10 protein-coding genes and 1 rRNA gene are annotated in these 13,271 nt (G+C 34.0%); 8 read left to right on the top strand and 3 right to left on the bottom strand.

Translation table 11 applies throughout. From position 1 onward, the window contains the following. A 5S ribosomal RNA gene (rrf, locus tag QLS31_RS15685) occupies positions 1–98 on the top strand; the annotation flags it as partial. Positions 99–546: 448 nt separating this feature from the next. Here rrf and QLS31_RS15680 read toward each other — a convergent pair. Next, positions 547–1,773 (bottom strand): aminotransferase class I/II-fold pyridoxal phosphate-dependent enzyme, encoded by a 1,227-nt coding sequence (locus QLS31_RS15680; protein WP_282744627.1) that lies wholly within the window; start codon positions 1,771–1,773, stop codon positions 547–549. A gap of 274 nt (positions 1,774–2,047) precedes the next feature. On the opposite strand from QLS31_RS15680, the gene QLS31_RS15675 reads away from it, so the two are divergent. Both QLS31_RS15675 and lpdA read left to right on the top strand, forming a co-directional pair. After that, positions 2,048–2,506 (top strand): Lrp/AsnC family transcriptional regulator, encoded by a 459-nt coding sequence (locus tag QLS31_RS15675; RefSeq protein ID WP_282744626.1) that lies wholly within the window; start codon positions 2,048–2,050, stop codon positions 2,504–2,506. Positions 2,507–2,657: 151 nt separating this feature from the next. Then, a complete protein-coding gene (lpdA, locus tag QLS31_RS15670; RefSeq protein ID WP_099714968.1) occupies positions 2,658–4,061 on the top strand; it encodes a dihydrolipoyl dehydrogenase in 1,404 nt (467 codons plus the stop codon). Positions 4,062–4,156: 95 nt separating this feature from the next. Here the strand turns inward: lpdA and QLS31_RS15665 are convergent, their stop codons facing one another. Then, positions 4,157–4,537, bottom strand: a complete 381-nt coding sequence (locus QLS31_RS15665) for a DoxX family protein (RefSeq protein ID WP_099714970.1) — start codon at positions 4,535–4,537, stop codon at positions 4,157–4,159. Positions 4,538–4,575: 38 nt separating this feature from the next. Next, positions 4,576–4,980, bottom strand: a complete 405-nt coding sequence (locus QLS31_RS15660; RefSeq protein WP_282744625.1) for a VOC family protein — start codon at positions 4,978–4,980, stop codon at positions 4,576–4,578. Positions 4,981–5,122: 142 nt separating this feature from the next. Between QLS31_RS15660 and QLS31_RS15655 the strand changes: the two genes are divergently transcribed. From QLS31_RS15655 to QLS31_RS15635, 5 genes are all read left to right on the top strand, one after another. Beyond that, positions 5,123–6,409, top strand: a complete 1,287-nt coding sequence (locus QLS31_RS15655; protein ID WP_282744624.1) for an anthranilate synthase component I family protein — start codon at positions 5,123–5,125, stop codon at positions 6,407–6,409. A 27-nt stretch (positions 6,410–6,436) separates the two neighbouring features. After that, positions 6,437–7,747, top strand: a complete 1,311-nt coding sequence (gene tilS, locus QLS31_RS15650; RefSeq protein ID WP_282744623.1) for a tRNA lysidine(34) synthetase TilS — start codon at positions 6,437–6,439, stop codon at positions 7,745–7,747. Further along, on the top strand, positions 7,747–9,780 hold the full coding sequence (locus QLS31_RS15645; protein WP_282744622.1) for a thioredoxin family protein: 2,034 nt from the start codon (positions 7,747–7,749) through the stop codon (positions 9,778–9,780). Before tilS ends, QLS31_RS15645 begins: the two co-directional genes overlap by 1 nt. A gap of 134 nt (positions 9,781–9,914) precedes the next feature. Continuing rightward, entirely contained in the window at positions 9,915–11,762 is a 1,848-nt protein-coding gene (locus QLS31_RS15640) for a CocE/NonD family hydrolase (RefSeq protein ID WP_282744621.1), read from the top strand. Between the two features lie 416 nt (positions 11,763–12,178). Then, a partial coding sequence (locus tag QLS31_RS15635; protein ID WP_282744619.1) for a hypothetical protein occupies positions 12,179–13,271 on the top strand: 1,093 nt, incomplete at its 3' end.

Genomic DNA, 13,271 nt, shown 5'->3' with positions numbered 1-13,271 from the left:
TGCGGCGGGGCTCACCTCTTCCCATCCCGAACAGAGTAGTTAAGCCCGCCTGCGCAGATGGTACTGCAGTTATGTGGGAGAGTATGTCGTCGCCTTTCTTTGAAGAATCCTCATCATTATTTGATGAGGATTTTTTGTTTTACAGCGGTGAGATGTGTTCGTCTAACGCCCCGACTCGTCAGCTTTCTTTAATCTGTACTTGTTTTTGATTCTTTTAAATCCAAATCATATTTGTGACAAGGGTTTTTTGTCTTTGATAAGGTTGAGTTTTTATAAACTATTCAATTAGGAAGAAAGATTCAAATGAGTCGCGTATTGTAATTAGTTTTTATTTATATAGCATTGAATTTAAGCGAGTTACTGATGGGAGGTGAAATTAAGAATCTCTAGAATAATTTACTTAGAGGTTGATTAGATCAAAAAGAGAATTGAAGAGAATTATTTTTAAACCTGATTACTCTTAATCAGTTGCTTGTTTACTAAAAATTAAGCAACAAAAAAGCAGCAAAATATTTTGCTGCTTTTTCAAATTATAAAATGAATAAACTATTCTGTCAAAATTGATTCTGAAGTTAGTACATTTAATTCCATCATGCATTTCTTCATCATTTGATATGTTCTTTCAATGTCATTATCTAAACCTATGGAAAACCGAATTAAGCCATCAGTCAATCCCATTTCTATTTGTTCATCCATAGGAATCTCGCTAGACGTTGAAGTTCCTGGAGCACTGAATAAGGTTTTATAAAATCCTAAACTCACTGCTAAATAGCCTAAATTTTTAGCTTGCATCAATTCCATCAGTGCATTGGCTTTCTCCAAAGTACCAACATCTATTGTCATCATCCCACCAAAACCATATTCGCGATTAATCATACTAGCATACAATTTATGGCTTGGGTGACTTTTCAAACCAGGATAAACCGTTTTTAATCCGTCTTTTTCGAAACGTTTTGCAAGATACATTGCGTTGTGACTGTGTTGTTTCATTCTAATATGTAATGTACGTAAGTTTTTCATCACACTGGCAGATCGCAAACTGTCCATTGTTGGACCCAATAACATACTGGCACCACTATTTACATTTTTTAAACTATCAATAAACTCTTGCGAAGCACACGTTACACCACCCACCGTATCACTGCTTCCGTTAATGTATTTCGTTAAACTGTGAATTACAATATCAGCACCTAACTTTGCAGGAGAAACTGATAATGGTGAAAAAGTATTATCGACAACCAATTTCAAATTGTGTCTTAGGGCAATTTTTGCCAAACCGGCAATATCAGCTACTTCCAGTAAAGGATTACTCACCGTCTCACAGTACAAAACTTTAGTTTCAGCAGTAATTGCAGCTTCCACAACGTCTAATTTTGTGATGTCTACAAAAGTAGTTTTGATACCCAATCTTGGCGTAAAATTCTTCAAGAAAGCATACGTTCCGCCATATATAGTTCTGCTGGAAACGATGTGATCACCCGAGCTGCATAATTGTAATAGTGTAGGTGTAATCGCCCCCATGCCTGATGCTGAAACATTAGCAGTTTCCGTTCCTTCCATCGCTGCCAATGCTTTGTCTAAGTATAAATTACTCGGGGAGGAATGACGTGAGTACAAGTAACAGCCTTCCATATTGCCTTCAAAAGTATCGAACATTGTTTTTGCCGATAAAAAGGTATAGGTTGAGGAGTCTGAAATAGATGGATTTACGCCACCAAATTCGCCAAAGTACTGTAAATCCTGAATGTTGTCTGCGGGATTGAAATTTTTCATAATTATTTTTTATTGTTATTTGAAGCTATTCCTGCTATTCGCTATATCTTTTATTCGCCGTGGCGAATAAAAGGATGTCGCTGCTATCAGGGCTATGCGATTTCGGTCTGAATAAAATCTATTCAAAATAACAGTGTTATAGATTAATAATCAATACTATTACTTAATATTAGATTTTAAAACTACTAAATTTTAATTATAGGATTTAATTTTCTAAATTAGCTTCTCAAAAAGGATTTATATAGATTTTATTTCAATTCAAATTTCAATAAAAATGACATTAGACGCCATCGATAAAAAATTACTTTTTTTATTGCAATCCGACAGTAAGAAAACAACTAAGGAATTGTCTTTAAAACTGAATCTTTCTTTGACTGCCGTTTACGAACGCATTAAAAAACTGGAGAGAGAAGGGATTATCGATAAATATGTCGTGTTAATCAATCGTTCGAAAGTCGAAAAAGGTTTTGTGGTTTTCTGTCATCTTAAGTTAATACAACACACCAAAGAGTTTCTTACCAAATTTGAAAGTGAAGTGGTAAAACTTAAAGAAGTCCTTGAATGCCATCATGTGAGTGGTGATTATGATTATATACTAAAAATAGTAGTTAAAGATATGGAAGCTTATCGGGAGTTTTTGGTTACAAAATTAACCACATTGGAACATATTGGAAGTACACACAGCACATTCATGATTAGTGAAGTAAAAAACACGACAGTTGTTGATATTTAGAATAAATGTGAATTTAAAGCGGTATTCAATGATAAGTAAATGTTAATTACTAAAAATTCGTAACAAAAAACCTTCTGAATTAAACTTTAAACAAAACTTAATTCCTTAATTTTGTGCAACATTTTATAAAAACACAATAAAAAAATATACTATGAGTTCATTTGACGTAGTCATTATAGGTTCTGGACCAGGCGGATATGTATCAGCAATTCGTTGTGCACAATTGGGTTTCAAAACAGCAATTATAGAAAAATATTCCACTCTTGGAGGAACTTGTCTGAATGTAGGTTGTATTCCTTCAAAAGCATTGCTTGCTTCTTCTCATCATTACAGTGAAATTGCTCATTTTGCAGATCACGGAATTGAAGTTTCTGGTGAAGTAAAAGTGAACCTTGAAAAAATGATTGCACGTAAACAAGCTGTTGTTGATCAAACTTCAGGTGGTGTGAAATTTTTAATGGATAAAAATAAAATTACAGTTCTGGAAGGATTGGGTTCATTTGTTGATGCCACGCATGTTGCTGTTGCAAAAGCAGACGGAACTTCTGAAACTATCGAAGCTAAAAATATCATTATCGCTACAGGTTCAAAGCCTTCTTCTTTACCTTTTATCAAAATTGATAAAGAAAGAATCATCACTTCTACTGAAGCGTTAAAACTTAAAGAGGTACCAAAACATTTAGTGATTATTGGTGGTGGAGTAATTGGGATTGAATTAGGTCAAGTGTATTTACGATTGGGTGCGCAAGTTTCTGTAGTAGAATATTTAGACAGAATCATTCCTGGAATGGACGCCTCATTGTCTAAAGAATTGACTAAAGTATTGAAGAAACAAGGCATGAAATTCTACGTTTCTCATAAAGTGAAATCAGTAGAAAGAAATGGCGAAGGTGTTGTTGTTCAAGCTGAAAATGCAAAAGGAGAAACAATTACTCTTGAAGGTGATTATTCATTGGTTTCTGTGGGACGTCGTCCGTTTACGGATGGATTGAATGCAGATAAAGCTGGAGTGAAAATCTCAGATAGAGGAATGGTTGAAGTAAATGATCATTTACAAACTAACGTTCCTAATATCTACGCCATTGGAGATGTTGTTCGTGGAGCTATGTTAGCGCACAAAGCAGAAGAAGAAGGAGCAATGGTTGCTGAAATATTAGCGGGTCAAAAACCACATATTGACTATAACTTGATTCCTGGTGTTGTTTATACTTGGCCAGAAGTGGCTGCAGTAGGGCAAACTGAGGAGCAATTGAAAGCTTCTGGTGTAGAATACAAAGCAGGAAGTTTTCCTTTCAAAGCTTTAGGACGTGCACGTGCAGGTGGAGATTTAGACGGATTTGTAAAAATTCTTGCTGATGCTAAAACGGATGAAGTTTTAGGAGTTCACATGATTGGAGCCCGTTGTGCGGATTTAATTGCTGAGGCAGTTACAGCAATGGAATTCAAAGCATCTGCTGAAGATATTTCAAGAATGTCACATGCACATCCAACATTTGCAGAAGCGATAAAAGAAGCTGCATTAGCCGCTACTGATAATAGAGCTTTGCATGTATAATTAGAAAATCTGAAATGAGAGATTAATTCTCGTTTAAAAATAAAGAAACCCGTTCAATTGAACGGGTTTCTTTATTTATTATGAGTTGAGTTTACTTAGCCTTTAGCTATAAATAAACCTTTATAGTTTTCCCAATGACTGTAAATTAAAAACAGATTTCCTAAAAATAAGAACACTGCAATTGGTATTCCTTCCGGGGATAAGAAAAAGTTAATAAATAAAATGTTTATGGTTATAGGTAATATTAAGATATTGGCTAATGTGACATACCGTCCGGTAATAAAGGATAATCCACAAAGGAATTCCATTGATTTTGCCAAAGGGATCAAATAAGTAGACGCAACTAAGCCCACATTAAAAGCCTTGAAGTTTCCAGTAACTTCTGGTTCTGGTGCTAGTTTTAGAAAGAAGCTTACAGACGCATAAAGTAGCAAAAGTCCAATTAAAGTTCGGATAATAATAATTGCAATTTTCATAGTATATGGTTTTTTAGAGGTTACACATTTGAGAATTATTATTTGGGAATAGCACTTTCATCCATATAGAAAATTTCCCATTGATGCCCGTCTAAATCGGCAAAACTATGTCCATACATCCATCCATGATCTTGTGGCTCCATATAAATTGAACCACCTGCATCAACTGCATTTTTGACCATTTCATCTACTTTTTCTTTGCTCTCGGCATCCATTGCAAGTAAAACTTCGGTATTTTTATTGGCATTGCAAATTTCTTTTTTGGTAAAGTCTTTAAATCGTTGCTCTGTCACTAGCATCGCAAAAATATTTTCTCCTATAATCATACAAGTAGCCTGTTCATCAGTAAATTGTGGATTGAAAGAAAATCCAAGTGTAGTAAAAAAATCAATTGATTTTTTTAGGTCTTTAACAGCTAAATTGATAAAAATTTTTGAAGCCATAATGAGAATGATTAGACGATTAAAAGAAGCCAAAATTTATCATGCACTATCAAATTTACAAAAAAATAAACTAATTTTAGTATAATCAGTTATTGAAGGTTTATTTTTTATTGTAATTTTGAATTTTAAACACCAATACTTTTTGAGAACTTCAATTTACAAGTCTATTTCTGATCCAAAATTGTTCAAACAGCAACTTTTATTTTGGTCTCAACAGTTTCGAGAAATCATTTATTTAGACAGTAATGATTATCCGCAAAACTATTCCAGTTATGATTGTGTTCTTGCCGTTGATGCATTTACCGCAATAAAGACGGATTATCACAATGCTTTTGAAGATTTAAAACAATACCAGCAAATTACCAAAGACTGGCTTTTTGGCTATTTATCGTATGATTTAAAAAATGATATCGAGCAGTTACAATCTACTAATTTTGATGGCTTAGATTTTCCCGATTTGTATTTTTTTCAACCTAAGAAGCTGTTTTTATTGAAAGGAAATCAACTCGAAATTCAATATCTCAATATGTGTGACGATGAAGTTGAGGAAGATTTTGAAGAAATTGTCGAAAGCCTAAAGTCAAAAGTCGAAGCTGAAGCGACAATAAAAATTCAACAACGAATATCAAAAGAGAATTATCTTGAAAAGGTTTCGAAAATATTAGAACACATTCATCAAGGTGATATTTATGAAGCTAATTTTTGTATGGAGTTTTTTGCCGAAAATGCTATCATTAATCCAATTAAAAAATTTATAAAACTCAACGAAATTTCTCAGCCTCCATTTGCTGTTTTTTTTAAAAACAACAAACACTTTTTACTTTCGGCAACACCGGAACGCTATTTAAAAAAAGAAGGAGAGTTGCTTATTTCGCAACCGATTAAAGGAACTGCCAAACGTTTTTCAGACCCAATTGAAGATGAAAAATCAAAAATGCAATTGGCTTTAGACCCAAAAGAAAGAGCTGAAAACATTATGATCACTGATTTAGTGCGGAATGATTTGTCTCGAACGTCACAAAAAGGTTCCGTTGAAGTACAAGAGTTATGCAAAATTTATTCTTTTTTGCAAGTCCATCAAATGATATCAACGGTAACATCAAAAATAGATGCTCAATATTCTGCTGTAGATGCCTTAAAAACTACTTTCCCGATGGGAAGTATGACTGGTGCTCCAAAGATTTCGGTGATGAAAATCATTGAGCAGCTGGAAGAAACAAAACGGGGCTTATATAGTGGAGCAGTAGGGTATTTTGCACCAAACGGAGATTTCGATTTCAATGTGGTTATCCGAAGCATTTTATACAATCAAGAAAAAAAATATGTTTCTTTTTCGGTTGGAAGTGCGATAACTTCACAATCAATTCCTGAAAACGAGTATGAAGAATGTTTGCTTAAAGCAAAAGCTATGCGAGAAGTTTTAAGTTAAATCAAAATGAATTAATTAAATTTGAACATGCTACAGAAATTCCAAAACCATCTTCTTCATAATTTTCAGTTCTTGAACGGAAAAAAAATACTTCTTGCCACAAGCGGCGGGAAAGATAGTATGGTTATGGTTCATTTGTTGCAGCAATTAGATTATAAAATAGGAATCGCACATTGTAATTTTCAATTGCGTGGAATGGAAAGTTTTGAAGATCAAAATTTTGTTCAGGACTATGCTGCTACAAATAATATTCCAGTATTTATAACACAATTTGATACCAAAGCTTTCTCAGAAGATTATAAAATTTCTACCCAAGTTGCTGCTCGCGAGTTGCGTTACAACTGGTTTTATGAATTATTGGAAACCGAAAAATTCGATTATATTCTTACCGCGCATCATGCCGATGATAATCTGGAAACATTCCTAATCAACCTCAGTCGAGGAACAGGATTAGAAGGTTTGACTGGGATTCCGGAACAGAACGAAAAAGTAATTCGTCCACTTTTGGCATTTAGCCAAGAGGAAATGGAAGAATATGCCAGAATAAATAACATTCAATGGCGCGAAGACAGCAGTAATACATCGGATAAATACCTTCGTAATAAGATTCGTCATCATTTGGTTCCAATGTTAAAGGAATTGAATCCTAATTTTCTTTCTTCCTTTCATAAAACGCAAACCTATTTGCAAGAAGCACAAGTTATGGTTGAAGATGCTTCCATTATGATTTATCAGCAAGTTGCAAAGCAAGATAATGAAGCTATTTATTTTGATTTGCAGCAATTAAAAAAATTACCAAATTATAAATCGTATTTATACCAATGGCTGAAAGAATTTGAATTTTCGGCTTGGGATGATATTTATGATTTGGTTGAAAGCCAATCTGGCAAATACGTTTTTTCTTCTGAATTCCGATTATTGAAAGACAGAGATTCCTTAATCCTAAGCCCGATAAATTCCGTAAATGAAAAGGAGGAATATTCTATTGCTGAAAATCAAAAAGAAGTTAATATTCCCTTAAATCTTTCATTTTGTAAAGTAGCTGACATTAGTATCGTTTCAAATAAAACTATCTTTGTGGACGCTGATAAATTACAATATCCATTGATTTTGCGCCATTGGAGCAAGGGAGATAGTTTTCAACCTTTTGGGATGAATGGTAAATCGAAGAAAGTGAGCAAGCTTTTTAAAGATGAAAAATTATCATTATTGGAAAAGGAAAATACCTGGCTTTTATGTTCGAATGATAAAATAGTTTGGATTATTGATGTTCGTCAAGATGAACGCTTTAGAATAGATAATACAACAAAGAATATACTTAAAATACAATTAGAATAATGAAGAAACTACTATTTATACTTATTGCTTTTTTGGCTTTTGCCAATGGAAATGCCCAAATTCTTGATCCTGCAAAATGGACCACCAAAATTGAAAAAAAATCAGAGAATAATTATATACTTACTTTTAATGCCATCATAGAAAAAGATTGGCATATGTATTCCCAATTTACAGCTGAAGGCGGATCTTTGCCTTTGGAAATTATTTTCAAAAATCAAAAGGGTAACTTTAATTTAGTTGGTAAAGCCAAAGAAAGCAAAACAACTACTGCTTTCAATGATATTTTTGAAGTTAATGAAACGTACTTTGAGAAAAAAGCTCAAATTCAACAAGAAATTACAATTACAAACCCAAAGATTACAAAAATCGAAGTCAATTTGAATTATCAGGTTTGTAAAGAAGCGTGCATCAATATGGAGAAAAGTTTCACCTTTACGATTCCCGCAGCTTCCAAAACAGCAGAAATAGCTTCTGTAGCATCTGATTTAACTACAATAGATTCAGCCAAAGTTGATACTGCAGTTGTAAATACAGACGTAATTAAGGAAGGAACCGTTAGTCCTGAAAAAGTTCCGGTATTAGATTCTAAACCTTCAAAACAAAGAGGATTGTGGTCTATTTTCTTCATTGCTTTTTTATCTGGATTTGCTGCATTGCTTACGCCATGTGTCTTCCCGATGATTCCTATGACGGTAAGTTTCTTTACAAAGCAAAGTAAAACAAAAGCGAAAGGAATAAGAAATGCTATTATTTATGGAATTGCCATCATATTTATTTATGTAGTTTTAGGCTTTTTAGTGACGTGGATTTTTGGTGCTGATGCATTGAATGCGTTGTCTACGAATGTTTGGTTTAATATTATTTTCTTTATTCTGTTAGTTGTTTTTGCTGCCTCATTTCTGGGTGCTTTTGAGATTATGTTGCCTAATTCTTGGGCTAATAAAGTCGATAATCAAGCCGACAGAGGTGGAATAATTGGAATTTTATTCATGGCTTTGGCATTAGCAATTGTATCTTTTTCTTGCACAGGACCTATCGTAGGAACACTTTTAGTAGAAGCCGCGTCTAAAGGCGGAATAGCGCCAATTGTTGGAATGTTAGGATTTTCATTGGCTTTAGCCTTACCTTTTATGTTGTTTGCGATGTTTCCGGGTTGGTTGAATTCATTGCCAAAATCCGGTGGATGGCTGAATACTGTTAAAGTGGTTTTAGGATTTTTAGAATTGGCTTTGGCATTCAAGTTTTTGTCGAATGCGGATTTAGTAATGCAATTGCATTTCTTAGAAAGAGAAGTTTTCTTAGTAATTTGGATTGCTATTTTTGGAACACTGGCATTTTATTTATTCGGAAAAATTACGCTTCCGCATGATAGCCCTATGAATCATATTTCGGTAGGAAGACTGTCATTGGGATTAGTAGTTTTGGCTTTTACAATATATTTGATTCCCGGAATTTGGGGAGCACCTCTAAAATTAATTTCTGGTTTTCCACCTCCAATGACGTATAGTGAAAGTCCATACGGTGTAGGAAACTCAAAAAGCGGTTCGAATGCATCTGCCCAAATTTTGCCGGAAGGCGCACATTTAGGACCACACGATCTTATTGCTTTTGAAGATTATGAAAAAGGATTGGCTTATGCCAAATCAGTAAATAAACCTATTTTACTTGATTTTACAGGATATGCTTGTGTGAATTGTAGAAAAATGGAAGATTACGTTTGGTCTGATCCTGCGATTTTAAAAATATTACAAGATGAAGTAGTGTTGATTTCTTTGTATGTAGATGATAAAAGAGAATTACCAAAAAGCGAGCAATACGTATCCAAAGAAACGGGTAAAGAAATTGTAAGTGTCGGAAACAAATGGAGTGATTTTCAAATCACTAAATTTAAAGCCAATGCACAACCGTATTACATCATTTTAGACAAGGAAGGAAATATGTTATCTGACAAACCAGAAAGTTATAACTCAGATATCAATGCCTACAAAGGTTGGTTAAGAGAAGGAATTGATCGATTTAAAAAGGCCGAATAGGCCTTTTTTTTTGTTCCTGATTGGACCTAAAGATATTTTAAAACGTTGCTTTTATAGCATATAAAATTATATTTATGTAGGTTTTATTTGGAGAGATTTTTTATCTTTAAAAATTATTTAATCCAAGAAAACTTATGAAAAAACTACTTAGCATTTCTCTTTTTTTTATTGGCGCAATTCTTTTTGCCCAAGATAAAGCAGCAAATTATGTTGCGGATAATTACACCAAAAAAGAAGTGCATATCAAAATGCGTGACGGAGCAGAATTATTTACTTCGATTTACACCCCTAAAGACGTTTCTAAAAAATATCCAATTATAATGCAAAGAACGCCTTATAATTCAGGACCCTACGGAGAAAATCAGTTCAAGAGAAGTATTTCTCCAAGTGAAACCATGATGAAAGAAGGATATATTGTTGTTTATCAAGATGTTCGTGGAAGGTTCATGAGCGATGGTTTATACGATAATATGCGTGGTTTTATTCCAAATAAAAAAGGAAAAAAAGATATCGATGAAGCTTCGGATACGTATGATACGATTGATTGGCTGGTTAAAAATGTGGCTAATAATAATGGGAATGTTGGGACTTGGGGGATTTCTTACCCTGGATTTTATGCCACTTATTCTTTATTAAGTAATCATCCTGCATTAAAAGCAGTTTCTCCACAGGCTTGTATTGCTGATTTCTTTTTTGATGATTTTCATCATAATGGAGCATATTTGTTGAGTTATTGGAAAGTAACGCCATTATTTGGACCTCAAAAAACAAAACGTACTACGGAACCTTGGTATAAATTCACGAATACAGGTACTAATGATGACTACCAGTTTTTCTTGGATGCAGGACCTTTGTCTAATTTAGACAAGTATTACGGTAAGGAAGATGAATTTTGGCAGCAACTGAAAGACCATTCTAGTTATGATGATTTTTGGCAAAAACGTGGTATTTTACAACATTTAAAAAATATAAAACCAGCTGTAATGACAGTAGGAGGTTGGTTTGATGCCGAAGATTTATATGGTCCTTTAAATACCTATAGTACCATTGAAAAGAGTAGTAAAAACTACAATACAATAGTTATGGGACCTTGGAGTCATGGTGATTGGGCTAGAAATTCTGCAAAACAAGTGATTGGTAATATTAATTTTGGCGACAGTATTTCCGGATATTATCAAAAAAATATTGAAGCTAATTTCTTCCGTCATTTCTTGAAAAATAATGGGAAAGGTGAAAACAAATTACCGGAAGCCTATGTTTTTGATACTGGTAGAAAAGAGTGGCAGACTTTTGCAGTTTGGCCTCCTCAAAATACTGCAAAGCAAGATTTCTTTTTGCAAGATAACCGATTGTCAAAAATGGCAAAGAAGAATTTTGCCTTTGAAGAATTTATCAGTGATCCTAAAAAACCGGTTCCTTATTCTGAGGATATTAAACAGCAAGGGCTTACGCCAAGAAAATACATGACGGATGATCAGCGTTTTGCGGCGAGACGTCCTGATGTGCTAGTTTTTGAAACTGAGGTTTTGGCTGATGACACTACATTGGCTGGAGAAATTTTGGCTAAATTGCAAGTTTCCACTACAGGAACTGATGCAGATTGGATTGTAAAAGTGATTGATGTTTTCCCGAATGATGAACCGGAAACAAAAGAAGTTGCTCCTTATTTAAAGATGAGTAATTACCATATGATGGTGCGCAGTGAAGTAATGAGAGGTCGTTTCAGGAACAGTTTTTCAAAACCAGAGCCTTTTGTTGCCAATGAGAAAACGGCAGTAAATATCAAGTTGCAAGATGTTTTTCATACGTTCAAAAAAGGACACAAAATCCAGATTCAAGTTCAAAGTACTTGGTTTCCGTTAATTGATTTGAATCCGCAAACGTTTGTAGACAATATATTTTATGCTAAACCAGAGGATTTTCAGAAACAAACGCATAGAATTTTTAATGATTCAAAAATTGAGTTTACGGTTTTAAAATAAAGACTAAAAGTAAAATAAATATCAAAATTCAAATGAGGCTGTCTGTAAAGGCAGCCTTTTTTATTTATAATTCTTAAGTGATTTCCTGTAATTTGTTTCATGGAATTTTAATAATTGAAACAGAAAACAGTCATAAAAGGGCACTGTTTTTTTAATTATTTTTTTTATTTCTTCTAAAAAAATATAAAAGATGTAGTTGGTAGTTTTTTTTATTCCTTTAATCGAAAATGTATTAAAAATAAGATTAATGTATTCTTAATTATATAATTTAGTATTTAAGTTTTTGAAAATTAGACAATTGTAATGTTGTTTTTTGTTATAAAAATTTAAGAGCAATAGAGATATTATTCTATTGGTTCTGCATTTTATAGTAAGGCATATAGTATTCGTTATTTTATTATTTAAATTCAATAAATATGAAAACATTTTTACTCAAATCAAGATTCTTAATTTCTTTCTTTCTAATTGCCAATTTGTTTTTTGCTAATGTGGCTTTTGGGCAGGCTACGGTTTCAACAGATTTATTGGATTACCCACCGGGAGCTACTGCCATTATAACTGGTTCTGGATTTCTGGCTGGTGAATATGTTGAATTACATGTGCACCATGCAGATGGAGATCCTTTAGGTACTGACCCGCAACATCACTTACCTTGGTTTGTGACTGCTGATGCCAATGGTGATTTCACCACATCCTGGTATGTGCCTACTATAGAAGAAGGTGATGCTCTTGGGGCAACATTTAATTTGGAGGCACATGGAAACATGGGTTCCGAGGCAGAGTGGACGTTTACGGATGGAAACACAGTTACTTTTAATAGTCCCACACAAAATGGTACAATTAATACGGGAGTAGGCGGTAGTGTTACTTATAATATTACGGCAACACGTGACGGTGCAAAAAATCCATTCTCTACTACCCTTTCTGCTAGTGTATTGTCCGGAGTAACCTATAGTTTCTCACCTAACTCTTTAAACTTTCCTGCCACTCCATCTACAATGTTATCCTCAGTTCTTACTCTTACAGTAGCAAGTAGCGTCCCAGCAGGAACATATTCATTCATTGTTACGGGGTCAAGTGGTGATCCTAGAAACCTAACGCTTATAGTTAGTGGCTGCAATGCTCCGACTATAAATGCAACTAATTTAGGGTCTGTAAATAATGCAGCTGGATTATGTGGAGCAAGTGTTGCTTTAGGTTCTAATATAACAACAACAGGAACACCAACACCAACTGTGACTTATAGTTTAACCAATTTTGGTGCAACAATATCAAATCCTTATGTCTTCCCTGTTGGAACAACAACTGTTTGGGCTAAATCTTCTAACAGTTGTGGTGATGCTATTACATCTTTTACGGTAACGGTTATTGATAATCAGGTACCAGTACTTGCAGCAGAAGCGAATCAGGATGTAAATCTTGACGCCAATTGTGGCATCACCGTTCCAAATTTGGTTGACGGATCAAGTGCTACCGATAATTGTACCAACACCATTACACAACTTCCAG

The sequence above is a fragment of the Flavobacterium sp. XS2P24 genome, assembly GCF_030010285.1.
GTDB classification, from domain to species: domain Bacteria; phylum Bacteroidota; class Bacteroidia; order Flavobacteriales; family Flavobacteriaceae; genus Flavobacterium; species Flavobacterium algoritolerans.
Note: the sequence above shows the minus strand (reverse complement) of the source record. Positions and strands in the feature narration are given on the sequence as shown.

Bases quoted from the DNA above. Each gene is read 5' to 3' on its own strand.
- QLS31_RS15680 (WP_282744627.1), bottom strand. From the start codon at position 1,773: ATGAAAAATTTCAATCCCGCAGACAACATTCAGGATTTACAGTACTTT.
- QLS31_RS15675 (WP_282744626.1), top strand. From the start codon at position 2,048: ATGACATTAGACGCCATCGATAAAAAATTACTTTTTTTATTGCAATCC.
- lpdA (WP_099714968.1), top strand. From the start codon at position 2,658: ATGAGTTCATTTGACGTAGTCATTATAGGTTCTGGACCAGGCGGATAT.
- QLS31_RS15665 (WP_099714970.1), bottom strand. From the start codon at position 4,537: ATGAAAATTGCAATTATTATTATCCGAACTTTAATTGGACTTTTGCTA.
- QLS31_RS15660 (WP_282744625.1), bottom strand. From the start codon at position 4,980: ATGGCTTCAAAAATTTTTATCAATTTAGCTGTTAAAGACCTAAAAAAA.
- tilS (WP_282744623.1), top strand. From the start codon at position 6,437: ATGCTACAGAAATTCCAAAACCATCTTCTTCATAATTTTCAGTTCTTG.
- QLS31_RS15645 (WP_282744622.1), top strand. From the start codon at position 7,747: ATGAAGAAACTACTATTTATACTTATTGCTTTTTTGGCTTTTGCCAAT.
- QLS31_RS15640 (WP_282744621.1), top strand. From the start codon at position 9,915: ATGAAAAAACTACTTAGCATTTCTCTTTTTTTTATTGGCGCAATTCTT.